At 33.9% G+C, this 24,900-nt stretch carries 24 protein-coding genes; 19 read left to right on the forward strand and 5 right to left on the reverse strand.

All coding sequences use genetic code 11. The features are described from left to right. The first annotated feature begins 59 nt into the window (after nucleotides 1-59). The 10 genes from CYP54_RS04215 (at nucleotide 60) to CYP54_RS04265 (ending at nucleotide 9,938) form a co-directional block, all read left to right on the forward strand. On the forward strand, nucleotides 60-3,617 hold the full coding sequence (locus CYP54_RS04215) for a glycoside hydrolase family 19 protein (protein ID WP_103604313.1): 3,558 nt from the start codon (nucleotides 60-62) through the stop codon (nucleotides 3,615-3,617). Between the two features lie 9 nt (nucleotides 3,618-3,626). Then, a complete protein-coding gene (locus tag CYP54_RS04220) occupies nucleotides 3,627-4,409 on the forward strand; it encodes a hypothetical protein (RefSeq protein WP_103604314.1) in 783 nt (260 codons plus the stop codon). A gap of 1 nt (nucleotide 4,410) precedes the next feature. Next, on the forward strand, nucleotides 4,411-6,246 hold the full coding sequence (locus tag CYP54_RS04225; RefSeq protein ID WP_141108511.1) for an NlpC/P60 family protein: 1,836 nt from the start codon (nucleotides 4,411-4,413) through the stop codon (nucleotides 6,244-6,246). Next, nucleotides 6,243-6,671 carry a hypothetical protein gene (locus tag CYP54_RS04230; protein WP_103604316.1) on the forward strand — a complete coding sequence of 143 codons (429 nt, stop codon included), beginning with the start codon at nucleotides 6,243-6,245 and terminating at the stop codon, nucleotides 6,669-6,671. The genes CYP54_RS04225 and CYP54_RS04230 overlap by 4 nt, the downstream gene beginning before the upstream one ends. A 249-nt stretch (nucleotides 6,672-6,920) precedes the next feature. Then, entirely contained in the window at nucleotides 6,921-7,394 is a 474-nt protein-coding gene (locus CYP54_RS04235; protein ID WP_103604317.1) for a hypothetical protein, read from the forward strand. Nucleotides 7,395-7,411: 17 nt separating this feature from the next. After that, on the forward strand, nucleotides 7,412-7,879 hold the full coding sequence (locus CYP54_RS04240; RefSeq protein WP_103604318.1) for a hypothetical protein: 468 nt from the start codon (nucleotides 7,412-7,414) through the stop codon (nucleotides 7,877-7,879). A gap of 17 nt (nucleotides 7,880-7,896) precedes the next feature. Next, on the forward strand, nucleotides 7,897-8,349 hold the full coding sequence (locus tag CYP54_RS04245; protein ID WP_103604319.1) for a hypothetical protein: 453 nt from the start codon (nucleotides 7,897-7,899) through the stop codon (nucleotides 8,347-8,349). A 120-nt stretch (nucleotides 8,350-8,469) separates the two neighbouring features. Next, nucleotides 8,470-8,949 carry a hypothetical protein gene (locus CYP54_RS04250; protein ID WP_103604320.1) on the forward strand — a complete coding sequence of 160 codons (480 nt, stop codon included), beginning with the start codon at nucleotides 8,470-8,472 and terminating at the stop codon, nucleotides 8,947-8,949. Nucleotides 8,950-9,155: 206 nt separating this feature from the next. After that, nucleotides 9,156-9,503: a hypothetical protein gene (locus tag CYP54_RS04260; protein WP_141108512.1), complete on the forward strand. Its 348-nt coding sequence runs from the start codon at nucleotides 9,156-9,158 to the stop codon at nucleotides 9,501-9,503. A 177-nt stretch (nucleotides 9,504-9,680) separates the two neighbouring features. After that, the gene (locus tag CYP54_RS04265; RefSeq protein WP_219810468.1) at nucleotides 9,681-9,938 is read left to right on the forward strand and encodes a hypothetical protein; all 258 of its coding nucleotides are present in this window, start codon (nucleotides 9,681-9,683) and stop codon (nucleotides 9,936-9,938) included. 71 nt (nucleotides 9,939-10,009) lie between these two features. On the opposite strand, the gene CYP54_RS04270 is transcribed toward CYP54_RS04265, so the two are convergent. Next, on the reverse strand, nucleotides 10,010-11,047 hold the full coding sequence (locus CYP54_RS04270) for a 3'-5' exonuclease (protein WP_103604324.1): 1,038 nt from the start codon (nucleotides 11,045-11,047) through the stop codon (nucleotides 10,010-10,012). A gap of 63 nt (nucleotides 11,048-11,110) precedes the next feature. On the opposite strand from CYP54_RS04270, the gene waaC reads away from it, so the two are divergent. The 8 genes from waaC to CYP54_RS04310 are packed head-to-tail and all read left to right on the forward strand — an operon-like array spanning nucleotide 11,111 to nucleotide 17,884. Further along, a complete protein-coding gene (waaC, locus tag CYP54_RS04275; protein WP_103604325.1) occupies nucleotides 11,111-12,085 on the forward strand; it encodes a lipopolysaccharide heptosyltransferase I in 975 nt (324 codons plus the stop codon). Then, nucleotides 12,078-12,971 carry a lipid A biosynthesis lauroyl acyltransferase gene (locus tag CYP54_RS04280; protein ID WP_103604326.1) on the forward strand — a complete coding sequence of 298 codons (894 nt, stop codon included), beginning with the start codon at nucleotides 12,078-12,080 and terminating at the stop codon, nucleotides 12,969-12,971. The genes waaC and CYP54_RS04280 overlap by 8 nt, the downstream gene beginning before the upstream one ends. Further along, a complete protein-coding gene (locus CYP54_RS04285; protein WP_103604327.1) occupies nucleotides 12,965-13,669 on the forward strand; it encodes a glycosyltransferase family 2 protein in 705 nt (234 codons plus the stop codon). Before CYP54_RS04280 ends, CYP54_RS04285 begins: the two co-directional genes overlap by 7 nt. Then, on the forward strand, nucleotides 13,666-14,727 hold the full coding sequence (rfaQ, locus tag CYP54_RS04290) for a putative lipopolysaccharide heptosyltransferase III (RefSeq protein WP_103604328.1): 1,062 nt from the start codon (nucleotides 13,666-13,668) through the stop codon (nucleotides 14,725-14,727). Before CYP54_RS04285 ends, rfaQ begins: the two co-directional genes overlap by 4 nt. Before the next feature lie 4 nt (nucleotides 14,728-14,731). After that, nucleotides 14,732-15,805 carry a glycosyltransferase family 4 protein gene (locus CYP54_RS04295; protein ID WP_103604329.1) on the forward strand — a complete coding sequence of 358 codons (1,074 nt, stop codon included), beginning with the start codon at nucleotides 14,732-14,734 and terminating at the stop codon, nucleotides 15,803-15,805. Next, nucleotides 15,802-16,599 carry a polysaccharide deacetylase family protein gene (locus CYP54_RS04300; protein ID WP_054197090.1) on the forward strand — a complete coding sequence of 266 codons (798 nt, stop codon included), beginning with the start codon at nucleotides 15,802-15,804 and terminating at the stop codon, nucleotides 16,597-16,599. Before CYP54_RS04295 ends, CYP54_RS04300 begins: the two co-directional genes overlap by 4 nt. After that, nucleotides 16,599-17,102 (forward strand): nucleoside/nucleotide kinase family protein, encoded by a 504-nt coding sequence (locus CYP54_RS04305; protein WP_103604330.1) that lies wholly within the window; start codon nucleotides 16,599-16,601, stop codon nucleotides 17,100-17,102. Before CYP54_RS04300 ends, CYP54_RS04305 begins: the two co-directional genes overlap by 1 nt. Then, nucleotides 17,099-17,884, forward strand: a complete 786-nt coding sequence (locus CYP54_RS04310) for a glycosyltransferase family 25 protein (protein WP_103604331.1) — start codon at nucleotides 17,099-17,101, stop codon at nucleotides 17,882-17,884. The genes CYP54_RS04305 and CYP54_RS04310 overlap by 4 nt, the downstream gene beginning before the upstream one ends. An 8-nt stretch (nucleotides 17,885-17,892) precedes the next feature. Here the strand turns inward: CYP54_RS04310 and CYP54_RS04315 are convergent, their stop codons facing one another. The 3 genes from CYP54_RS04315 to CYP54_RS04325 are packed head-to-tail and all read right to left on the reverse strand — an operon-like array spanning nucleotide 17,893 to nucleotide 20,729. Continuing rightward, on the reverse strand, nucleotides 17,893-18,651 hold the full coding sequence (locus tag CYP54_RS04315; protein WP_103604332.1) for a polysaccharide deacetylase family protein: 759 nt from the start codon (nucleotides 18,649-18,651) through the stop codon (nucleotides 17,893-17,895). Beyond that, complete coding sequence (locus CYP54_RS04320) at nucleotides 18,648-19,697, reverse strand: glycosyltransferase (protein WP_103604333.1); 1,050 nt, start codon at nucleotides 19,695-19,697, stop codon at nucleotides 18,648-18,650. Before CYP54_RS04320 ends, CYP54_RS04315 begins: the two co-directional genes overlap by 4 nt. A gap of 3 nt (nucleotides 19,698-19,700) precedes the next feature. After that, entirely contained in the window at nucleotides 19,701-20,729 is a 1,029-nt protein-coding gene (locus CYP54_RS04325) for a glycosyltransferase family 2 protein (protein ID WP_181001520.1), read from the reverse strand. Nucleotides 20,730-20,815: 86 nt separating this feature from the next. On the opposite strand from CYP54_RS04325, the gene CYP54_RS04330 reads away from it, so the two are divergent. After that, entirely contained in the window at nucleotides 20,816-21,988 is a 1,173-nt protein-coding gene (locus CYP54_RS04330) for an O-antigen ligase family protein (protein ID WP_103604335.1), read from the forward strand. Between the two features lie 57 nt (nucleotides 21,989-22,045). Here CYP54_RS04330 and uvrA read toward each other — a convergent pair whose 3' ends face one another. Further along, nucleotides 22,046-24,874 (reverse strand): excinuclease ABC subunit UvrA, encoded by a 2,829-nt coding sequence (gene uvrA / locus CYP54_RS04335; protein WP_103604336.1) that lies wholly within the window; start codon nucleotides 24,872-24,874, stop codon nucleotides 22,046-22,048. Nucleotides 24,875-24,900 lie beyond the last annotated feature (26 nt).

The raw sequence follows: 24,900 nt of genomic DNA on the forward strand, positions 1-24,900 counted from the left end.
ATTGTTGAATACTTTTTAAGTTTGTGCTAATATTTAGCAAAAATTTCCAAGGAAGTTTAATGCCTCTAACGCCCAGAAATGATGTAAATTTTAAAAGAAATTTAATAGATATTATAAAATTTTCATATGACAATGACATAAGTAGGCCATTTATATCTAACAACAAACTACTTATTGGATATGGCTTTAGCCTAAAAGATGATATAGAACTTATTTGTGCCCAAATTTATAAAAACAACAAAGACAAAGTCATAAAAGATGTCAAGCAAACTATTGCTAACACCACGAGTAAGACTACCATAGAAAAGATAGATACAGATGAACTTTTAAAAAAGATAAATGATGCCGCAAAAGGGGCTTATGCAAAGTCTGGAGGTGCCGATACTTTACCTGAGTTTGAATTTAGCTCGGAAGATCAGCTAAATGCCATCTTGGAGCAAAAGCTTACGCCGCTAATCCAAGAGATAAATCAAAAATTAAACAACTCTCCACTTAAAAATTTACAAGCCATTTCACTTACTTCAGATACACAAAATAACCAAATTTCAAGAGAGCATGTCGCACTTTTAGCACTTCTTTATATCAGTAAAAAAAGTAATATTGATCCATCCCTAGCAAGCTATATCAAAAGCAAAAATCGTTTTAAGGCCTGGTTCTGGCTAACATATGAGAGCTTTAGTGATGAAGTAAGCAATAAAACATCTCTTTTGCGAGAAAAAATTTCAAATCAGTTTGGGCTTTATGAAAGCGATGAGCAAAATGTTAATTTTGCCGAGTGCATAGATGTTTTTAGCCATTTAAATATATCCAAAGCAAAATATAAATCAAAAAACCAAAACAATAAAGAGATCATCCAAAATGTCACTCATTTAGAATTTATGAAACTTCAAGAAAATGGATCAAATTTAAACGTATCAGATACATCAAAATGTGAGGCATTATTTCAACCATTTGTTAATAAGATAAATTCTTTATTAAGCACTCAAAGTACAAAGACCTTTGGCCTTGAAAACATATACTGCGTAAATTTAATCAGCTCAAATGCTTCAAATACTTCAAGAATAAATAAGCTCTTAAGGCAAAGAGAGGAGGAATTTTACAAACAAGAAAATATACTCTTACTATGTCCAAGAAAGATGACAACTCCTATTAGAGTCTTTCAACCTAAAAAGAGCGAATTTACCGTTGTGCTAGCTTGTCAAACTCCATTTGATTGCAGTGAGCTAAACCCAAAAGAGCTAAATTCTAGTAGACCAAACTATGGCAAGGTAAATTTATGTGAGCTAATACTTACTGACTTTAAATTTGACTCTTATGAAGATAGTAAAAATGAAGAGATAAAATTTAAAAATGCAAAGAGCAAAGACACGGTAATGCTCTATCAAGAAAACAAAAATGAAGAAGATAAGATAAATGGTGCTACCTTTACTAGCATAAAGCAAAATAGCGATGATATAGAGTATAAACTAGAAGATGGCGCTATAAGCATGAAGTACTTTGAAGACCAAACGTCTAACAACAAACACCTAAATTTCTCTTTATTAAATTTCGCCAAAGAGAATAACTTTACCCTAAGAGATGATAAAGACTCAGCCATGTTTGATATAAAGCTTCGTCTAGCACATGGTAATAATGTAGTGCCTACATCAGCATCAAGTTCAGGTCTTACTCTTACAATAAACAATCTCATCATTGAAAACGAAGATGGTAAGGCAAGTGAAGATATAGATAAGATATATCTTCATCACTGCTTTGATAAAAGTATATATGAGAGTATATCTTTAGTAAAAAATGAAGACTCAGATATCAAAAACTCATATACAGCTACATTTAATATCCCAATAGATAAAGAGAATAAAGGAGATACTAAATTTATACTTTATTCAAGTGATCTAAGTAAAGTTTATAGCACTAAAGATATTCATGCTCACACTGATACAGCTGTAATATCTTTAGGATATCAAGATAAGAGTAGTTCTAACTTTTGCTATAGCAATAAGATCTCGTTAAGAGATATAACAGATCATATAACAAATGTAATCTCTGATAGTGAGTATCCATTTAAGACAAATGAGCCAATAAGCTTAAAGGCTATATATAAACAAGAAAAAGGTAGTAAGAGATATAAAGAGATACTTTGGGGATATAAGGTCATAAAAAGTAAAGAGTATGATGAACTATCCAAATCAAATCCAAAAGATGTAGTAGGCTTAAAAGATCAAAAGGGTAAAGAGATAACATTTAAAATTTTAGATGTTATACAAAAAGATGATCTAGATAAGCTAAAGCAAGGTGGTCATACTATAGTATTTTTTGCATATCTTGAAGGTGATAAGGATAAATTTAAGTTTTTTACAAGATATGGCAAAAATCATATAAGAATAGATATAAAGATACCTTTATATATTAAATTTAAAGATGATAAGCTAGTTATATATGAGTTTGAGCATGCCATAAAAGAGAAGGCATTTGATGCTAAATTAAAGCTTAGTGATAATAAAGACGATGCTTTAATAAAAAATGATAATTACTTATATATAAATAAAAATATCTCATCAAATGAGATAAATATCTATGAAGATGATAAGCTAAGCAAAGAGCTAAAAAGTGATGAGAAGACAAATAAGAGCTATCAAATTTATGCAAAAGAAGAGAGCTCTAGTAATAATCAGTCTAATGCAGATAAAGATGATAAGCTTGGTATAAATTTATTAAGTAAAGAGAATATGGATAAATTTATTAACTCTTTTAATGAATCAAAGAGTTTAACCAGAGTAGATAGTGGTATGTGGGAAGATGGGGATGAGGGGATAAATGTTTTAATAGAGATTAAAGATTATCCATTTACACTAGATATGCTAAAACAAGTATTTACCAATATAAAAACAAATCAAGAATATATCTTACAAGAAATGGTAGATGAACTAAATAGAAGAGATGATGATGACGGAATTCAAATGTATGTAAAATATAAGCTTAATACTAGAAATAGATTAGAACATTTTTTTGGGCAATGCTTTGTAGAAACAAAGACAACAAAAGGTGATTTTACTCTAGAAGAAGAGTTAGAAAAATTTACAGAGAATAATATAATTAGCTATAGAGGTAAAGCTAGATTAGAAGAAGCTAAAAAACTATATCCGCAATATTACGACAAGACAGATCCTTCAAAATGGGCAAAATTTGTTGGTAACGCTATGTACTCTGATCGTGGAGAGGGTTATTTGGGCAATGATGGTGGCGATGATGGATTTAATTTTAGAGGTAGAGGAATTAAGCAACTTACTGGAAAATTTAACTATAAAGATTTCAACAAATATGCGCGTAATAATTATTGGCTAGATGAAGAAGTAAATTTTGTAAATTCACCAGATTTATTAACTTTAGATGGAAAATATGCTCTAGTTTCTGCTGCATATTTTTGGACTCTAGAAAGACCAAAACCTAAAAAATATCGTCTTTATGAAATAGCCGATGAAAGCAAAGCGGATTCGGATAATAGTGATATAGTAGAGCGCATAACCGCTGTTATAAATCCACAAAAACTTGGGCTAGAGCGTAGGAAAGAGGCGTATAAACGTATCAGAGATGCAAATATATTTAAGATGTTTCAGTAAGGATGTAGGATGAAATTTAAAAGCATATTGTTAGCCCTAATTGCTAGTTTAAATTTAAACGCTTTTGAACCTTTAAGCCCTGAAAATGCTATCAATAAATTTAGTAATGATTTTTACCAACTAAATGATTATGATTCAAGCCCTTGGAGGGATTATGGCACAAAGAGTAAACCAAGCTTTGCCTGCTATGACACCAAAGGAAAGTATAAATTTAAAAAATACTCTTTAGAAGACTTTATATGCCAGTCAGACTATAACTCTTTTAGAGATAACTATTTTAGCGATCTTTATAATCTAATAGTAAAAGAAAACCCAAATTTAAAAGAAAAGGCTCAAAAGATAGCTAGAGAAAGGATAAAAGATAGTAAAAAAGAGTGCATTAGATACTCAAAAAAAGAGTATGACTATAGCTTTATCACAAGGTCAGCATTTTTTGTATCTGAAAGTATCTATTGTGTAAAGAATTTCTATAGAGAGTATACTGCCAAGCTAGCTTTAATACTTTATGAAAATGATAAAGAGCTTTTTAAAAGAATTTATGGCAAAGATTATGAGAAATTTAAGGAGGTTTTTGAAGACACCTTAAAGTATGTACCAATAGAAAATAGTAGCGCACCAAGAGATGCAAAAAGAGCTGAAATAAATAACGAATTTTTGCAAAAGTACAAAATTTACCACTATGATGCCGATTATCCACAGATAGATGACCTATTATATATTGTGCTCGTGCAATACTCCCTAATAGACAAAAATGGTCATTTAGTTTTACCAGAGAATAGAAAAGAGGAGTAGTGTGCCTACTTCTCATCACTTCAAACTCCCCTCGTCTAACAACAAACACCTAAATTTCTCTTTATTAAATTTCGCCAAAGAGAATAACTTTACCCTAAGAGATGATAAAGACTCAGCCATGTTTGATATAAAGCTTCGTCTAGCACATGGTAATAATGTAGTGCCTACATCAGCATCAAGTTCAGGTCTTACTCTTACAATAAACAATCTCATCATTGAAAACGAAGATGGTAAGGCAAGTGAAGATATAGATAAGATATATCTTCATCACTGCTTTGATAAAAGTATATATGAGAGTATATCTTTAGTAAAAAATGAAGACTCAGATATCAAAAACTCATATACAGCTACATTTAATATCCCAATAGATAAAGAGAATAAAGGAGATACTAAATTTATACTTTATTCAAGTGATCTAAGTAAAGTTTATAGCACTAAAGATATTCATGCTCACACTGATACAGCTGTAATATCTTTAGGATATCAAGATAAGAGTAGTTCTAACTTTTGCTATAGCAATAAGATCTCGTTAAGAGATATAACAGATCATATAACAAATGTAATCTCTGATAGTGAGTATCCATTTAAGACAAATGAGCCAATAAGCTTAAAGGCTATATATAAACAAGAAAAAGGTAGTAAGAGATATAAAGAGATACTTTGGGGATATAAGGTCATAAAAAGTAAAGAGTATGATGAACTATCCAAATCAAATCCAAAAGATGTAGTAGGCTTAAAAGATCAAAAGGGTAAAGAGATAACATTTAAAATTTTAGATGTTATACAAAAAGATGATCTAGATAAGCTAAAGCAAGGTGGTCATACTATAGTATTTTTTGCATATCTTGAAGGTGATAAGGATAAATTTAAGTTTTTTACAAGATATGGCAAAAATCATATAAGAATAGATATAAAGATACCTTTATATATTAAATTTAAAGATGATAAGCTAGTTATATATGAGTTTGAGCATGCCATAAAAGAGAAGGCATTTGATGCTAAATTAAAGCTTAGTGATAATAAAGACGATGCTTTAATAAAAAATGATAATTACTTATATATAAATAAAAATATCTCATCAAATGAGATAAATATCTATGAAGATGATAAGCTAAGCAAAGAGCTAAAAAGTGATGAGAAGACAAATAAGAGCTATCAAATTTATGCAAAAGAAGAGAGCTCTAGTAATAATCAGTCTAATGCAGATAAAGATGATAAGCTTGGTATAAATTTATTAAGTAAAGAGAATATGGATAAATTTATTAACTCTTTTAATGAATCAAAGAGTTTAACCAGAGTAGATAGTGGTATGTGGGAAGATGGGGATGAGGGGGTTGGGATAATAAAGATAAAAAAAGAAGAGCTGCCTTGGATAGCTATCGCAAGAGAAGAAGTAGGAGTAAAAGAAATAACAGGCAAAGACCACAACCCTAAAATCATAGAATACCACTCGTTTACTTCAGGAAATTTCAAAGACGATGAAACACCTTGGTGCTCCAGTTTTGTAAACTGGGTAATGTCCCAGGTTGGTATAAAAGGAACCAATAGTGCTGGTGCATACTCCTGGAAAAATTGGGGGAAAAAATTGGACAAGCCCGCATATGGTAGTTTAGCAGTTATTGTTAATAAAAATGGAACAGGACATGTTGGGTTTGTTGTTGCTGTAACAAAAAATAATAATCTTGTAATATTAGGAGGTAACCAAAAAGATGAGGTAAGATATTCTATATATAAAAACAAAAATTTTACATTTGTATATCCGGAAAATTTTACACCCAATTACAGTCTACCTACTATAGAAAATGGCAATATTGACAACATAAAGGAAACTAGATGAAAAAAATTTTATTTATATTTTTTATAGTATTTTTTTGTAGTGGTTCGTTTGCACAAGTCTTTACATACAAAACAGATACCATAAGTATAGATTTAAGTACAAAGCAGATAGCAAAAGATAAGATCAAATTTAGTCTAACCTATGAAAATAACGCATATAAAGATATTGTAAAAATATCTGGAGTAGCCAGGAATAAAAATATAGATCTTGACCCAGAGACAGATGATGACGAATATGGCGAGAAAGTAGCCTACTTTGCAGATGAATACATATATGAAGGCAATGGATGCTACCTAGCACTACGAATAGATGCCGATGAAAACAAAAGAGCTATAGTAAATTTTGAAGAGTGTGAGACATTAAACAAAAAGGAATGGATACCAAAAAATATGCTTATATCAAAAGAGTATTTTAAAGAATTGTAGCGATCAAAATAAATTTAAAAAGATATAAAGTATAGTGGTTTTTAGATTTTCTTTTATTTGCTTATTTTTCTACTTTTTTCAAAGCCGAAGAAATAGGATATTACTATGAAAATAAAAAATTTTTAATAGCTATTGTGATGCTTTGACTGTCACTAATGATCCAAACAATAAATTTAAAAGGCGTAAAGACTTAGCAGATCCTATAGAGATATTAAAAGAGGGATATAAAAATACTTTTGGAGAAGTATTATGAAAATAATCTTTAAAATAGCACTAACTTTACTTATGGCATTAAATTTATCATTTGCAACAGATGATTATATAGATGATTATTATGATAGCTGGAAGCAAAAGACAATATCAAAAAAGTTTTTGAGTCAAGGTTGCAAAACAATATTAAAAGACATTTGGAATGAAAGCAAGGTTTCCTATCGTCAAACAACTATATTAAATATATACAAAGAGCCTATTTTAAATTTATATGGAGACTACGACCTAAAAATTAAAGAGATACAACATCTAAAAAATCAAAAATACAAAGAGTGTAATAAAAATTTTTGTTACGACTTTGATTTTAAGTGGTTAAACAACAAAAGTCTTTTGGTACAACTACATTTTCATGCTGATAAATATTCTAAATCAAGCTGTGAATTATGGCTATATGAAGAAGAAGATGGTAGCGTAGATGTATATAGTTTTACGTCTAAAAATTTACCCGATTAATAATGAACGATATATTTATGAAATCAATCTTTAAAATAATCTTAGCTTTACTTATAGCTGTAAATTTATCATTTGCAACAGATGATTATGATAATAGTTGGGAGAAAAAGGCGGTACCTAAGAAGCTTTTAAATAAAGACTGTAAAAAACTTGCAAAGAAAATTTGGAACGACGGTATGTATACTTATGTTGGTGCTACTATATTAGATGTATGTAAAGATTATATTTTAACGTTATTTTTTTCACCAAAACCAGAGTTAAAAGATGTAGAGCGTATGAAAGACACGAGATATATAGCTTATGGCGCAGACAATCTAACTTATGATTTTGATTTTAAATGGATAAACAAAAACGCTCTTTTGGTTCAATTATTTGCCCCTAAAAGTGAGCACAATCCTGATAACAGTTGTGAATTATGGTTATTTGAAGAGAAAAATGACAAAGTAGATGCATATCATTTTATATCTTGGAATTTACCTGACTGATTGTGAATAACGTACTAATGAAAACGATCTATAAAATAGCTTTAATATCACTTATAGCATTAAATATGTCGTTTGCAATAGAGATTAGTGGGGATGATTGGGAAAGAAAAACGATACCTAAAAAGTTTTTGAATAAAGACTGTAAAAAGCTTGCAAAGAAAATTTGGGTTGAAAGTATGGTCACTTACCGCAGAGATACAATATTAAATATGTATAAAGAGCCGATTTTAAATGTTCTTATTTATGAACCTCCTATAAAAGACATAGAATGTATGAAAAATATAAGATACAAGACCTATGATGCAAATAACTATTCTTATGACTTTGATTTTAAATGGATAAACAAAAACACTCTCTTGGTTCAGTTATTTGACACTAATCCTGAAAATATCTGTGAGCTATGGCTATATGAGGAAAAAGATGGTAGCGTAGATGTTTATAAATTTACATCCAAGAATTTACCTGACTAATAAATTTACAAAGGATAAAAGATTAAATTTAAAACCATACTATTAATAAGCTTTTTAATAGTCATAAATTTAAACGTTTTTGAGCCTCAAAAAAATGCCAATAGAGCCGAAATAAACTGCATGTTTATCTCTAAAAAGCTTCAAAGCCAATGGACAAAAGATGACTGGGAGCAATGCAAAATAGATAGCAATAATACAATGCCCCATAAGCCAGTTGCAGTAAAATTAGATGGTGCTTTAGCTGTGCTTACGTTTTTAAAAACGCAAAACAACAAAACACAAATGGTGCTTTTAAACATAGATAAAACCTTAATAAAACCTGATATTATAGACATTCTAGATGAAATAAAATCAGTATTTTTTACAGAAATAAATAAAAAGAAAAATCTTTGTATCATCAATAGCTGCTCTTTAAATGACACAAGGAGCAATGTAACTAATTGCTATGAGTTAAACAAAAAAGAAAATTCGATCATTGTTTCGCTTCTAACAAAAGTCTTGAATTTTCAATGTAACGACAAGTGTGTAGAATATGATACGGATGCTGTTAAAAAATTCCTAATAAAAAATCCTAATGGATATAGTACCGATGGATCATAGAATATGAAATTTTTCAAATTTTTAAATAGTGTATTTTTATTAGTATCATTGCTGACCTTCAATGGTATGGGAAAAGATGAAATACCAAATTTTAAATACAAAGACGTATCTAACTATTATTTTAAAACGGGCAGCGATAGCTATTCTGTAAAAATTTTACGTAATTATAGTGAAGACAATCTGGGTCAAGTAATAGGCATAAAAGAGTGCGCAATTATTTACAAAGACAAGATAAAAAATGGAGTTTTTGTTGCGACGATATGTCCATGTGGAATGTTACAGCTAATGGTAATATAATTGAGTTTAAAGGCGGAACCCAAGACAGAGATGGAAATATAGTAGACTTTTATATACTTTTTAAAAAATTAGCCTCGAAATTTTATTTGTATGAGTACACTTGGAAATTTGGATACATAGATGAAAATACGAGCGACGAAAAGATTAGTAAAGTAGAAAATTACTATACGAATCATGATAAAGACGATAGACTTTATATAAATCAAATCACTCCAAAAATTCTCAGTGACATGAGAAAAAATTTTATGAAAAAATAAGCAGTAACTAGGTAATTTGAGTAACATGTTAATAGGACAAAAATTTATATGCTTATAAACTTTTAATGCCTAGCAAAGTTACTATAAAATATTGACCTAAAAATTTGAACAAACAGAAAATAGTGGAGTAAAGGTAACTTAGCAGTCATAGGTGACCCAATTAGCATCAAAAATATTTTGCGAAAAGCAAATATAATAAAAGATTTTACTACAAATTCTGGCATCAAACTTGGCGACAAACAAGACCAAATTTTAAAGAAACTAGGTAAGCCAAACGATCTACAAGAAGAAAACGCCATTTCTATCGTCACCTACATCACTGAGCAAAATGAAAGCAAACTCTTACAAGAATTTGATATGCCACTCTACTACGAGAAATTCATCTTTTCTAATGGAGTTTTAAAAGAGTATGAATTTGGATTTGAATATCCGTGATATTCCGCGGATCAGGATATTAATTCCATAGAGTAGCAAAAGATATTTTACGGCCTAAAAGCGTAGAATTTCTACTCTTCGTCCAAATTTATTTCAGGTAGTTTCTCTTCAGCAAAACTCTTATCTTTTTTGGTAGCTGGTGTAACTTCGCTCGCTTTTTTTAAAAGCCCATCAAGCCCTTGTCTTACCAAACGCTCCTTTAGCTGCTCTGGTGTATCTTTTGTGCCGTCAAGATCACTAAAATCATTAAATTCCTCGTAATCCTCACTCTCTTTTTGAACCTTGATCTCGTAATCAAGCTTGCCATTAAGTCTAGCTAGCTCGTCGCTTATCGCAGCGCAAAAGACCTCAGTGTATCCTCTGTGAGCGCAGTTTTTGGCTAGAAATTCACTCATCACGTTTAGGTGATTTATATAGTCATCTTGCAAGATATTTGCCTGTAAAAGCTCAAATTTTAAAAAGAGCCAGTAGGTGTTTAGTACGTCACTTTCGCAGTATTCGTTGATCTTATCAAGCTCGCCTGCGTAGTAAAGCTCAAGCACCTGATCGCCGTGCACGTCGTATTTTCCAGGTAAATTTAAGCTAGCGCAAAGAGTATCTAGTTTTAGTCCTCTCACACTTCCAAAATCGCTTATAAAATCAAGCAGATCAAGGTGAAATTTAGGCGAATACCTTGCCCTATAGTTTTCCCATTTGTTTTTATTTAGCTCTTTATTTTCGCTCTCGTAATATGCCGCCGCATTTAGATTGTAGCGCATCGCACGCACCATTAACATCGGCAGGTCAAAACCCCTTCCATTAAAGCTAACAAGCCTTGGATTATAATCATTTATAAATTTTAAAAATTTAGCGATGATCTCGCGCTCATCCTTGCCCTCCATCGTGCTAACTTTTAAAAATTTGCCGTACTCATCAGCCATAACAGCAGAAATGGTGACTACTCTATGAAACATCACAGGCAAAAACTCACTACCACTGGCCTCTTTTTGCAGTGCCATCGCTTGCACGCTCACATCTTCATCGCTCCCATCAATGCCATAAATTTTTCTTATCAAATTTGCATCAGGTATCGTCTCGCAGTCAAAGACACAGATGTAACTTTTCGCCATTTTAGCCCTTTTTTAAGCATTTTTTTTTAAAATCATACCAAAAATTTATATCTAAAGTGATCAATGCAAAACAAAAATCAACTAAAAATAGCCATCGTCAAACTCTCCGCTCTTGGGGATATCGTGCACGCAGCTATTGTACTTCAGTTTATCAAAAAGCACTATCCAAATGCCCATATCACGTGGTTAGCTGATACTCGTTTTGCAAGCCTTTTAAAAGATCATCCGCTTATCGACGAGCTAGTCGTTTTGCCGCTTAAACAAAGCTTTAAACAAAGCTACAAGATACTAAAAACTCTTGGTAAATTTGACAAAGTGATCGATCTGCAAGGACTTTTTAAATCAGCCATCGTAGCAAAAATAATAGGCAAGCAAACTTATGGCTTTAGCAGAGAAAGTGTAAAAGAAAAGATCGCAGCTAGGCTTTATAGGTATAAATTTAAAATTGATTACAACGAAAATATAATCATTAGAAATTTAGCGCTTGTGGCTTTTGCTCTAAATTTTAGCTTTGAAGCAAGTGAAATTTTAGAGAAAGTACCTTGCTTTGAAGCAAGTGAAATTTATAAAAATGAAAGTGGTAAAAAACGAGTTTTAATCGCCGCATTTGCAAGTGAAGAAAGCAAAATTTATAACAAATTTAAAGATGTGATCAGACTACTTGAAGAGCGCGAAATTTACCTTTGCTACGGAAGTGAGAGCGAGAAAGTAAGGGCTGAGGCGATCATCTCAGGCACCTCGGCAAAGCTACTTGAAAAACTTAACATAAAAGAGATGATAAGCTTCATTACAAGCTGTGATTTAGTAATTGGCAACGATAGTGGCCTAACACACCTTGCTTGGGCGATGAATAAGCCTTCTATCACACTTTTTGGTAACCGTCCAAGCCACAGAAATGCTTACATCACGGATAAAAATTTAGTTATAGATATGGGCAAGCAAATAGATGCCAGAAGTATCGATAAAAACGACTTTTGCATTAGAGAAATTTTCCCAGAAACGATCGCAAATTTTGCAAAAAGGCTACTAAATGGATAGGCTCTATCTGGCTGGCTTTTATACTTTAAAGTTTTTTATATTTTTACTACCTAGCTCACTTAGAGATTTGCTCGCTAAATTTTTAGCTTTTTCGTATATGAAGCTTAATAAAAAGCGATTCCACGTCGTTATGACAAATTTAAATCTTGCATTTGGCGAGTCAAAAACCAAAGAAGAGAAACTTGAGATCGCCAAAAAATGCTACTACAACTTTGCAAAATACCTTGGTATAAATTTCATCCTAAACCAAAACACAACAAAACAAAAGATACTAGAGCAAGTTGTTTTTAAAAATGAGCACTTTTTACTTGATGCGATGAAGTCTGGCAGGCCTATCATCGTCACAACTGCGCATTTTGGGCAGTGGGAGATATTTGGCCTAGCAGTTGCAGCTTATTTTGGGCCATCATCAGTGCTTGGCAGAAGGCTTGATAGTAGCGTCATGGATAAAATTTTAAGAGCCAACAGATCACAATTTGACGTGGAGCTTATCGACAAAGATGGCGGTGCAAAAGATATCTTAAAAGCGTTAAAAGCTAGGCGAATAGTAGGGATTTTGGTAGATCAAAACACCGCACCAAAAGATGGGATAAAGGTGAAATTCTTTGGCAAAGATGTGCTTCACACGCCAGCTGCGAGCGTGCTAGCGCAAAAGACAAATGCCCTTATCATAAATGCGTTTATCTATCAAAAAGAGAAAAATTTAAATGAAATTTGCTTTGAAGAGCCTATAGACATAAGCACGTTTGACAAAGAAGAGGCCGTGCAAAAAGCGACGCAAATGCAGTGCAGTGCGTGCGAAGAGATGGTAAGAGCAAAGCCTGAGGAGTACTTTTGGTTCCACCAAAGGTTTAAGAGATTTTACGAAAAAGAGTATAAATGCTAAGCGTTATCATTCTAACTTGTAATAGCGAAAAATATCTAAAAGAGGTACTTGAAAGTGCTAAATTTGCTAATGAGGTCATCGTTGTAGATAGTGGTTCAAAAGATAGCACAAGGCAAATTTGTGATGGCTTTAGCAATGTGAAATTTCACGAGCAAGCTTGGCTGGGATTTGGCGCGCAAAAGCAAAAGGGCGTAGATCTAGCCAAAAATGAGTGGGTCTTTGTGCTTGATAGCGATGAAGTGATCACAAATGAGCTTAGAAATGAGATCATTAGCGCGCTAAAAGAGCCTAAATTTAGCGCTTACAACGTAGCAAGGCTAAATTTTTTCTTTGGCAAAGCAATCAAAAATATGGGGCTCTATCCGGACTACACAGTGAGGCTTTTTAACAAAAATTTTGCCAAATTTGACGGCAGAGCCGTACATGAAAAGGTTATTTTAAATGACAACACACAAAAGCTTGGAGTGCTTAAAAATCACTTCTTACACTATGCATATGAGAGTATCGAGCAGTTTATAGCTAAGCAAAACCGCTACTCAAGCATGGGGGCGAAAAGGAATTTACTAAAGGCACTTACGAGTCCAGCGTGGACATTTTTTAAGCTTTACGTGCTAAAAGGTGGCTTTAAAGAGGGCTTTACTGGCTACGTTATCGCCAGACTTTACGCCCAGTACACATTTTGGAAATATATAAAATGAAAATACTTGTGATTAAATTTAGAAACATCGGCGACGTGCTTTTGACTACGCCACTCATTGAAAATTTGTACCACTACTACCCAGATGCGACCATCGACTTTGCCCTAAACAAAGGCACAGAAGCGATGATAGAAGGCAACCCTTATATAAATAAAATCCACATTTACGATAGGCAAAGTGCGAATTCTGGCTTTTTAAAAAAACTAATTACCGAGATAAAATTTATAAAAGCCATCAAAAAAGAAAAATACGATATGGCCGTGCAAACAACCACGGGAGACCGCGGCATCATCATCTCAAAATATGCAAAGATCAAAAAAATAGTAGGCTTTCTTGGCAAAAATCAATCAATAAATAAACTTCTAAACATCAAAACAAAATACTATGAAAATTTTTCACATACGATCGATCATAATCTAAACGCTTTAAGGGCTTTGGGATTTGAACCGGTTAGCAAAAAGGTGAGTGTATTTTCGGACGAGAGTGTGGAGCATCTAAATTTACCAAAACGCTTTGTACATATGCATCTTACAAGCCGCTGGATGTTTAAATGCGCAAATGATGAGAGTATGGCAGAGCTCATCGACTACTGCGAAAATGAGCTTGACGTAAAGGTTGTGCTAACAAGTGATAATAAAGAAAATGAGCTAGAAAAGCTAGCAAGCGTGTTAAAAATTTGCAAAAGTGAGCCTATAAATTTAGGTGGCAAGCTAAATTTGAAACAAACGATCGCCCTATCAAAGCACTCAAGCCTTTTTATCGGTGTTGATACTGCTATAATGCACATCGCTGCGGCAAATGACGTGCCAGTCATAGCCTTTTTTGGTCCAAGCAATGCTTTTGAGTGGGGGCCTTGGGATAACTCACTTATGGAAAATGGCTACACAGCGCAAAATGGCATACAAAGCATGGGCAAACACATCGTCTATCAAAAAGACTGGGACTTTGTGCCTTGCGATAAAGAGGGCATAGCAAAGCATGGCATAGAAAAGACATTGATGGATTTTAGCGACGAAATGCCAAAAATAAAAGCCAAAATAAAAGAAATTTTAGGATAGGTAGATGAATATTCTTCACACGCAGACACTTTTTAACTGGGGTGGCGAGCAAAATAAGACGCTAAATGAGATGCGTTTTATGCGCGAGATGGGTCACAATGTCATACTTTTTTGTAACCCAAACTCTCATATAGAAAGTATTGCAAAAAAAGAAGGCTTTAGTGTTATAGCACAAGAGATGAATAAGAAAAATTTTCATAAAAGCGTACCAGCACTTTGCGAAGCGATAAGCTCAAACAAGATAGATATCGTAATCACGCATGGCTCGACTGATAGCTGGGTTGGAGCCATAGCTGGGCTTTTTTACCGAAGCAAGGGCGTTAAATTTTACAAGGAAAGGCATAATCTTTTTCCTATAAAAGGCTTTCTTTCAAAACTCATGCACAAAAAGCTATTTGATAAAATTTTATACATCTCAGATAGTGTCAAAGAGTATCTTCTAAGTATTGGCGTTAGCAAAGATAGGCTAGTTTTTATGCCAAGCACGGTTAATGTTGAAAAGATTGATAGCACAAAAAGCACTTTTAGAGATGAGTTTGGGATCGCTAAAAACGAGCTAGTCATCGGCACTTTTACCTCACTTTACCGCAAGAAAGGGGTCTTTGACTTTGCAAGTGCCGCAAAAGAAATTTTAAAGACAAAGGATGCGACTATTGTTTTTTCTGGCAACATTAGCGACAGCACAAAAGAACAGATCGCCTCTATGTTTGATGAAAAAGATAAGATCATCTTCACTGGCTTTAGAAATGACGCGGCAAATGTTATAAAAAGCTTTGATATCTACGTATTTGCTTCGCACTCTGAGGGGCTTGGCACAGTTTTGCTTGAGGCGATGAGCTCAAAAGTGCCAGTTGTAGTCTATGATAACGCGCCGATGAACGTGCTAGTTAAAGATAAAGAGCGTGGGCTTTGTGCTAAAAATTTAGATGAGGTTTCACTAAAAGAGTGTATTTTAGGGCTGATAGATGAGCCTGAAAAAGCTAAAATTTACTCACAAAATGCCTTTAAATTTGTGAATGAAAACTTTAGCCACAAGGCGCTAAAAGAGGCTATTAAAAATTTACTGGAGCAAAAATGAACTACCCAGTTTGCGTGCTAACGATGCATCACTGCAATAATAATGAAAATGACTTTGCCATTAAGCCAGAGCTATTTAGAAAAGCACTTCTTATGGCGCTAGATGAGGGCTATAAATTTATAAACTACAGCCAGTTTAAAGATATAGCTAGTGGCCGAGTAAAAGCCTCAAGAAAGAGCATTTTGTTAACTTTTGATGATGGATATTTTGATAATTATAAATTTGCATTTCCTATCCTAAAAGAGCTAAATATCCCAGCTGTGTGCTTTTTAATAACAGATAAGATCAAAGATTTTAAAAGGCAGGATTACGATTTTTCGTTTAAGATACACAAAGATATCGACTACAACAAAGATATAGAGTATTTTTTAAATTTAGACGAGATCAGACAGATGCAAGAGAGCGGGCTTTTTGAGTTTGATAGCCATACAGCGAACCACTTTTCTTGTAAATGCAATGATGAAGAAAAATTAAGAGAGGAATTTTCTAGCTCTCTAGCTAAGATAAAAGAGCTATTTCCCGAAAAACAAGAATTTGGCTTTTGCTTTCCCAAAGGGCACTTTAACGAGCTTTCACTAAAGGTTGTAAGAGAGTATTATGACTTTGCTTTTAGTGTGATAGATGGTGGATTTTGCGCAGGAGATGATAAATTTAAGATAAGACGTATCGATATCTCAAACAATGCAAAAAGTGAAAAAGACTACATTTTTAGGGTCAAAAAGAAGCTTTTTATCTATTCTACGCCGGTGCTAGGAAATTTATATTCAAATTTTAGAAATAGAGACTATAAATAATGCTTGAGGCATTGAATGAGGCTTGTAAAGAAATTTTAAAAGATAAAAAACAAGCCTTAATCGCTCTTACTGGGCTTCACGGTAGTGGCAAAAGTACACTTGCAAAACAAATTAGAAAAAATGGATTTAAAAACTTTAAACCTTATCAAATCGCTGTAATCGATGATGATGTAATGAGCCTAAATTTATTTATAGCTCGTCCAAAGATAAAAATCAAAAGCGATCATCAAGATGAGTTAAAACCATTTTTTAAATTTATCATGCCATTTGTAAAAGTCGTAATATACGTAAGCGCAAATCCACTTTTACGTATAAGTAAATGTGACATTCTTTGTATTTTAAACGCTGATGAAGAAGCTCGAATCGCTGGAATTTATAAAAGAAATTCTAGTGACGATTTAATCAACACCCAAAAGCATATAAATAAAAAAGAGCTTGATCTAGCAGGCCTTGCATATAAAGTCAAGTTAGAATTTGACTTAAAAGTTGGAGCAAAAAAATGAATAATCCCGTCTATGTAATATCATTAAAAAGAGATGAAGAGCGAAGGCAAAATTTACAAAGACAATTTAACAGATATGATGAATTTAAAATAATAGATGCGGTTGATGCTAAAAATTTTAGTGTCAATGAGTATTACAATGCAATGATAGATTGCTTATTAAAATCTTGCAATGAAGATTATAAATTTAAAATACCGCCATTAATTGCGACACCAGGTGAGCTAGCATGTACAATGTCACACATAAAAGCTTATGAGGATTTTTTACAAGGCGACGCGGAATTTACTTTAATATTAGAGGATGATGTTATTGGAAATGACGAGTTAATAAATGAGGCCTTTTTGCTATGCAAAGATATAAGTAGTGATAGCATTTTAATATGTGGTGTGCAAGATGGTTTAAATAGTAGATTTCGTGCTTTTGGCAAAAAAATAAAAGAAAATTTATATCTTATCTCACCATACTCATACGCTAGTATATATAGAACTGCTGCTTATATTCTAACAAGAAAGAGTGCAAAAGCTCTGCTTGATTTTTACAAAGATGGTCTTTACGGAGCCGATAAATGGGAAGCGATCCTAAAAAACACTGATCTAAAAATGTATTTTAGCAACATCTTTTCTCATCCAGAGGAACTAGGCAACTCTAGCTTGGAAAACCAAAGAAAGCAAAAAGAGAAGATAAATTCTCTTTTTAAAAAATCTAATAAAAATTTCTCATACAAAATTTCAAGATTTTATGAAAAACATATTGCTAAAAATGAGAGAATTTTTACAAAGTAAAATTTCTCCTAAGATTTTAGTGTTGAATATATTGAGCCTAAAAAGTCATTTTGATAGATAAATAGTGTCTTTTTTAGCCAACTTGCATCTTTTTTTACAGCTATGCGCCTTATATCATCGAGTACACCATCAGGTTTATTTATCCCACGCTTTGTTGTGAAAAATACCTCATAGCCGACACTTTTTGCCACATTTTTTAGCTCATCATTAAATTTACCTCTTGGCCAGCAAAGTAGCTTGTCATCAAAGCCAAAATTTTTATACATAAATTCTTTGCATTTTGTAAAATTTTCTTTCATTTCACAAATACCAAAATAATCATCAAAATGCGTATAAGTATGCGAGTGAAAGTCAAAGCACTCTTTCATCTTTGCTATTTCCTCGTAGTTTAAAAATACATCTTCAGGTCTAGTTGGTGCAGCATTTTTGTATTCATTATGATCTAGCTCTATAAACTCGCCACTTTTTCTACTCGCCTGCTCTATCCAGCCAGCAACTAGAAAAATAGTCGCTTTAAGATTAAATTCCTTGATAATAGGATATGCGTAGATAAAATTATCCTTCCAGCCATCATCAAATGTGATAAAGACACTCTTTTTTGGCACACTAAGCTCACCTTTTTTATATGCTACAAACTCAGCCGAACTTAGCGATTTGTAGCCATTTTGAGCCAAAAATTTCATCTGATCTCTAAACTCATCTACGCTACTTGCAATAAACCCACTTTTTTTAAGCACATGATGATACATCAAAACTGGTACGCTCATTTTACAAGTTCCATATATAAATTTTGTGTGTTCTCTATCATTTTTTCGATACTAAATATCTCTTTTACATACTCTCTGCCAAACTCACCCATCTGTTTTCTTAAATTTTCATCCAAAATAAGCTTTTCAAGCACCTTTTTTAGCCCCTCTTTATCGCCATTTTGAAATAAAAATCCACTCTTTCCATCACTCACAGCCTCGCCAAGACCACCCACGTCGCTTCCGATGGTAGCTAGCTTACACGAAGACGCCTCAAGTAGCGCTCCACCGATAGCCTCCATGTCTGAAGGTAGCACACAGATATCAAGTGAGCCCAAAAAATCGCTCACATCGGTTCTGTTGCCAAGCATGAATATATTTTTTTTATCTTTTATACACTCTTTTAGGTTCTCATTTTGAGGACCGTCACCTATGATAAAAAGAGCTGAATTTTCTAAATTTAGTTCACTAAATGCATCGATTAAGAGCTTGTGGTTTTTAGCAGCCCTTAGCACTGCCACGATACAAACACCCACCACATCGTCACTTAGGCCAAATTCTTTTTTAATATTTATCTTAAATTCTGGCGTGTATTTTTGTGTATCGATGCCAGTGTAGATTTTTAGTACCTTCTCTTTTTTGACACCTCTTTTTATAAGATCAACGCAAACTGAGTCACACACGCCTACTACTTTTGTGCTTAGGTTATAAGGTAGTGGCGAGGTGATAGGCAGCTGTAAATGCCTAGTGCGAACCACACTAACGCCACAAATTTTGCCCACTATAGCGCCTATTGTACCGTCTTTGCCTGAGTGCGTTGAGATAATTTTTATATTATTTTGCTTTACAAATTTGCAAATTTTTAAAATTTCAAAGATATTAAAAGACTTTTTGAGATTAAACTCAACGAATTCACACTCTATTTGCTTCTCAAAGCTTTTTGAGCCAGGATTTAGGCCGTAAAAAACCTTAAATTTGCTCTTATCTAGTCCATTTATCACACGCTGTGTGCGGTGTTCCTGCCCACCAAATCCAAGAGAGCTTTCAAGCTCAAGTATATTTATCATCTTCTACTCTTTAAATTCTTTCATTTTTTTATTTGACAAAAAGCCATTTATTGTATTAAAGATTTTTAAAATTTTTGATACATTTTCATACGATTTTACATTTTTTAGTACTTTAAGCAAAATTCTCTGTTTTAGTCTAAGTTTTGAAAAACCAGCTGAATTTATGATGCTATCAATATCTTCATAAAAAAGATCAAGTGCCTTTACATAGCTACTATTTTTTAGATTTGGTCTCGCCGAAATAGCTGGCATATAGACGCTTTTTATCTTTCTAAGCTCTAGATCAGGCACCATTTCAAGTGCTAAATTTTTGTTTTTTAAAATTGAGATTATGTCGTCATAGACAAATTTATGATCCATCACAGCTTTTAGCTTTTCAAAACCAGCAGTATTGTTGTCTCCGATCTTATAATAATAAAATGCCTTATTTAGCTTTACAAGAGTTTTTGAAGCGATAACATTTCTCACTACAGCGTGAAAATCTTCAGCTTGTGTGATTCCAACTGGAAATAAATTTTCTTTTAAAATTTTAGTCCTAATCGCCTTGTTTGCCGCATTGTGCAAAACTTTGTTATGTCTTGAGGCTAAAAGTTTTTTTAGATACTCATTTTTATCGATTACACTATCCTCTTTTGTCTCAAAATCCTTCAAAAAGAGCTTTTTATTACCATAAACTTTACACATATCTGTTATCACCATGTCGGCGCCAAATTTTTTTGCGATATCATAAACGCATGACGCATAATCCTTTTCTATATAGTCATCAGCATCTATACAGATAGTATATTTGCCACTAGATAACAATATGCCATCATTTCTAGCAGCACTAACACCGGCATTACTCTTTGTTTTTAATATTATTTTATCTTCGTACTCTTTTAAAATTTGAGACGTGCCATCATTGCTTCCATCATCTACAACTATGATCTCAATATCATCCATATCTTGAGATATAAGTGAATTCAAACAATATCTAATATGCTCTTTTTTGTTAAAAACAGGCACTACAAAGCTTATTTTCACATTAGGCACGATACTTCCTTTTAATTTTTGTTTAATTGTATATTATTTTTAGTTCAGCAATGATAAAATGCCCACTTAAAATTTAAAGGATCTGCATGAAAAACGACATTGCCTCTAAGCTCTACAATCTCTTTTTAGTTATTGTCTTATTTACACTACCGGTAACTGAGGGCTTAAAGCAAATTTCGCTTACACTTTTTGTCTTGGCTGGAATTTATATTTGCGTCAAAGAAAAAAAGCAATTTAAATTTGATCTCATAAATATCTCGCTTTTTATCTTTGTTTTGGCTACTTTTGTAAGCTGCTTGGTAAATGGAGTTTCTGCATCAAGAGCGCTTGATCCGCTAAGGTGTATGCTATTTTTCTTTGTAGCTAGAAGTGTTGGTGTAGAAAAAATAAATTTTAAATTTTTATTTTTTGCCTTATTTTCTGGTTTTATCGTTGCATTTATTCCAGCTTGTGTTAAGAAATTTACATCAAGTGATCCGACTGCACTTTTTGAGCTTAAATCAATAGGACACGTAAATCATAGTGCTATTTTTATGCTGCTAGTTTTTTGTGTAGCATTAGTTTCGATAAATAGTAAAGAAATTTTTGAAAAGTATATAGGCATAAGTGTTGCCGGAATTTGCATCCTTGGAATAATGATAGCTGGCTCTAGAGCTACAATGTATCTTTTACCAATCGTTATTTTTGCTTACTTACTTTTTGAAATTTTAAATAAACAGATAAAAATAAAATTTTTATTAGGCTTGATAATTTTCTTTAGTGTAATAGCTATTTCTTATATATATATATCAACGAATATCACTCAAGATGATAGATTGCATAGTCAACTAACAAAGGGGGTAACTGGATCAGAGACTAGATATCCTATCTTTGCTAGCGCGTTTTATACGTGGTTAGACCACCCTTTATTTGGGATAGGTTCTGGTGAGTTTAAGATCATTGATATAACAAAATATTTTCCAGGCAATGGTGAAGTTCATGTTAGTCACGCACACAATACCTTTTTAACATTTTTAACAGAAAAGGGCATCGTTGCCTTGCTTGCATATTTGGTATTTCAACTATCACTCTTTATAGAATTTATTAAAAATTTTATACAAAATAGCATGGTTTTTCTTGCACTTTTAATGCTTATGGCTAATAATATAATCTCACTTGCAAATACAACATTTCACCATGAAAATGCACTTTTAATGCTACTATTTTGGGCTCTAGCTTTAAGTGCGATAGATGAAAAATCGACTTTAAAAATTAGCTAATGCTCCAACACGCCTCAACCGTTTCAAATTTTACAAAGAAACGGTTGAGCTAAATTTCTACTTTTTCTTCATTTCCTCAAGCTCTTGTGCCAGAAATTCTCCAGTGTAGCTACCAGTTTTTTTATAGTTTTTAGCTACTTCTTTTACGTTGCCGCACGCTATTACTTTGCCACCCTTTGCGCCGCCTTCTGGTCCCATATCAACGATATAGTCGCAGTTTTTAATAACATCCATATTATGCTCGATCACAAAGACTGAATTTCCAAGATCAACTAAGTGATTTAGCACCTTTACCAGCCTATCAACATCGGCAAAATGAAGCCCCGTCGTTGGTTCATCAAGGATGTAAAGCGTATTTCCGGTATCACTTCTACTAAGCTCTTTTGCTAGCTTCACGCGCTGCGCCTCGCCGCCACTAAGCGTGACTGCATTTTGTCCAAGCGTGATGTAGCCAAGCCCCACGTCTTGCAGTGTCGTGAGCTTTGAAGCGATCTTTGGCACAGCCTTGAAAAACTCAACCGCCTCATCTATGCTCATATTTAGCACCTCGGCGATATTTTTGCCTTTGTATAAAATTTCCAAGGTCTGAGCGTTATATCTAGCGCCATTACAAACGTCACAAACCACGTTTATATCAGGCAAAAAGTGCATCTCGATCGTGATCTCGCCCTCTCCTTGGCACTTCTCGCAGCGCCCACCTTTGACGTTAAAGCTAAAACGCCCTATTTTATAGCCTCTAAGCTTGGCCTCTTTAGTCTGCGCAAACAAATTTCTTATCTCATCCATCACACCAGTGTATGTCGCTGGATTTGAGCGTGGTGTGCGGCCTATAGGGCTTTGATCAAGATAGATCACCTTGTCTAAATTCTCAAGTCCGCTTAAATTTACCCCAGCTATTTTTTTCACCTTTTTAGCTCTATTTAGCTGCTCCTGTGCCTCCGGGAGCAAGGTCTGAAGTATTAGCGAGCTCTTACCAGATCCTGAAACGCCAGTGATGCCCACAAGGTTTCTAAGCGGAAATTTAGCGGTTAAATTTGAGATGTTATTGATATTTACATTTGAAATTTCGAGCCACTTCTCAGCTTTTCTGTTTTTTTGATAGTCGATCTTTTTCTTACCATTTATATATAAAGCAGTCTGTGTGTCTGAGTTTAAAAGCTCTTTTGCCGTGCCTGCAAAGACCACATTACCGCCAAATTTACCAGCTCCAGGGCCGATATCTACGATATAGTCAGCCTCCTCTATCGTCTTTTTATCATGCTCGACGACGATTACAGAGTTGCCTTTGGCTTGCAAATTTCTAAGCGTCTTTATGAGCTTTAGCGTATCACGCTCATGCAGACCGATACTTGGCTCATCAAGCACGTACATGACGCCACTTAGCCCACTTCCTATCTGGCTCGCGATCCTGATACGCTGTGCCTCGCCACCGCTGATCGTCCTAGCATCACGTCCAAGAGACAAGTAGCCAAGTCCAACGTCATACAAAAAGAAAAGCCTCTCGTTGATCTCTTTTAAGATAGGCTTTGCGATCGCCTTGTCATAGTCGCTGAGATATGCGAAATTTTTCTCATTCGAGAAAAAAGCGGTGCAGTTTTCTATGCTCATGTCTAAAATTTCACCTAGTCCAAGGCCAGCGACCTTGACCGCTAAACTTTGAGGCTTTAGTCTATGACCGTTACAAGCATCACAAATTTTCTCACTCATATACTCGTCAAAGTCCTTATAATCCTTCAAAAGTCCGTGTGAAATTTTAACCACGCCATCAAATTTTCTAAGCAGTTTATTTCGCTTCCAAAAAAACTCAACTTCTTTGACATTTCCATATAAAACGAGCCTCTTTTCATCTTCACTTAGCTCATAATATGGCTTTTTGATATCGATGCCATTTTGCTCACAAAAAGCAAGCAAAAATTTATAATAATAGCTCATGTTATAGCCATAAAGTAGCTTGATAGCGCCATTTTCTATCGACTTTTCCTCATCGATAATCTTGCTCATATCTAGGCTATATCTTATGCCAAGTCCGTCGCAGTGCTCGCAAGCGCCCTTTGGCGAGTTGAAGCTAAAGCTAAGTGGCTCAAGCGGCGTAAATGAAATTTTACAGTCAAAACAAGCCATGTGCTCGCTGTAATGTATAAAACTCTCTTTAAGTCCTAGTTCATCAGCATTTGCAATCTCTATCTCGACCTCGCCAAAGCTCTCATTTAGCGCTTTTTCCACGTCGCTTGCAAGGCGTTCGTGATTTTGCTCATCGATAGCGATCCTATCAACGATGACCTTTATCGTGTGTTTTTTCGTTTTTGCAAGCTCGATCTCCTCGTCAAGCCTCACCACCACGCCATCTATCTGCGCTCTTACAAAGCCTTTTTGGCGTAAATTTTCGATCAAGTCTGCCCATGTGCCCTTTTTCTCACGCACTAGCGGTGCATAGATGATCACTTTTGCGCCAAGTGGGAGCTTTGAAATTTCATTTATGATGTCGCTCGCACTCATTTTTGAGATAGGTTTGCCGCATTTATGGCAGTGCTGCACGCCCACTCTTGCATATAAAAGCCTTAGGTAATCATAAATTTCAGTGATCGTGCCAACCGTTGAGCGAGGGTTTTTAGAGGTCGTCTTTTGATCGATCGCAATAGCAGGCGTTAAACCCTCTATCTTATCAACATCAGGCTTACCCACACGGTCTAAAAACTGCCTAGCATAGCTGCTAAGGCTCTCCATATATCTTCTTTGTCCCTCGGCATAAAGCGTATCAAAGGCTAGCGTGCTCTTGCCACTTCCGCTAAGACCAGTAAAAACTACTAATTTGTTTTTAGGAATTTTAAGATTTATATTTTTTAAGTTATGTTCTCTTGCACCAGTTATTTCAATAATATCGTTCATTAAATTTATACAACCTTTTTAAAATT

Source organism: Campylobacter concisus (assembly GCF_002914005.1).
Lineage (GTDB): Bacteria > Campylobacterota > Campylobacteria > Campylobacterales > Campylobacteraceae > Campylobacter_A > Campylobacter_A concisus_N.

Coding starts and splice junctions, on each gene's coding strand:
- CYP54_RS04215 (WP_103604313.1), top strand. CDS start 60: ATGCCTCTAACGCCCAGAAATGATGTAAATTTTAAAAGAAATTTAATA.
- CYP54_RS04220 (WP_103604314.1), top strand. CDS start 3,627: ATGAAATTTAAAAGCATATTGTTAGCCCTAATTGCTAGTTTAAATTTA.
- CYP54_RS04230 (WP_103604316.1), top strand. CDS start 6,243: ATGAAAAAAATTTTATTTATATTTTTTATAGTATTTTTTTGTAGTGGT.
- CYP54_RS04235 (WP_103604317.1), top strand. CDS start 6,921: ATGAAAATAATCTTTAAAATAGCACTAACTTTACTTATGGCATTAAAT.
- CYP54_RS04240 (WP_103604318.1), top strand. CDS start 7,412: ATGAAATCAATCTTTAAAATAATCTTAGCTTTACTTATAGCTGTAAAT.
- CYP54_RS04245 (WP_103604319.1), top strand. CDS start 7,897: ATGAAAACGATCTATAAAATAGCTTTAATATCACTTATAGCATTAAAT.
- CYP54_RS04250 (WP_103604320.1), top strand. CDS start 8,470: ATGTTTATCTCTAAAAAGCTTCAAAGCCAATGGACAAAAGATGACTGG.
- CYP54_RS04270 (WP_103604324.1), bottom strand. CDS start 11,047: ATGGCGAAAAGTTACATCTGTGTCTTTGACTGCGAGACGATACCTGAT.
- waaC (WP_103604325.1), top strand. CDS start 11,111: ATGCAAAACAAAAATCAACTAAAAATAGCCATCGTCAAACTCTCCGCT.
- CYP54_RS04280 (WP_103604326.1), top strand. CDS start 12,078: ATGGATAGGCTCTATCTGGCTGGCTTTTATACTTTAAAGTTTTTTATA.
- CYP54_RS04285 (WP_103604327.1), top strand. CDS start 12,965: ATGCTAAGCGTTATCATTCTAACTTGTAATAGCGAAAAATATCTAAAA.
- rfaQ (WP_103604328.1), top strand. CDS start 13,666: ATGAAAATACTTGTGATTAAATTTAGAAACATCGGCGACGTGCTTTTG.
- CYP54_RS04295 (WP_103604329.1), top strand. CDS start 14,732: ATGAATATTCTTCACACGCAGACACTTTTTAACTGGGGTGGCGAGCAA.
- CYP54_RS04300 (WP_054197090.1), top strand. CDS start 15,802: ATGAACTACCCAGTTTGCGTGCTAACGATGCATCACTGCAATAATAAT.
- CYP54_RS04305 (WP_103604330.1), top strand. CDS start 16,599: ATGCTTGAGGCATTGAATGAGGCTTGTAAAGAAATTTTAAAAGATAAA.
- CYP54_RS04310 (WP_103604331.1), top strand. CDS start 17,099: ATGAATAATCCCGTCTATGTAATATCATTAAAAAGAGATGAAGAGCGA.
- CYP54_RS04315 (WP_103604332.1), bottom strand. CDS start 18,651: ATGAGCGTACCAGTTTTGATGTATCATCATGTGCTTAAAAAAAGTGGG.
- CYP54_RS04320 (WP_103604333.1), bottom strand. CDS start 19,697: ATGATAAATATACTTGAGCTTGAAAGCTCTCTTGGATTTGGTGGGCAG.
- CYP54_RS04330 (WP_103604335.1), top strand. CDS start 20,816: ATGAAAAACGACATTGCCTCTAAGCTCTACAATCTCTTTTTAGTTATT.
- uvrA (WP_103604336.1), bottom strand. CDS start 24,874: ATGAACGATATTATTGAAATAACTGGTGCAAGAGAACATAACTTAAAA.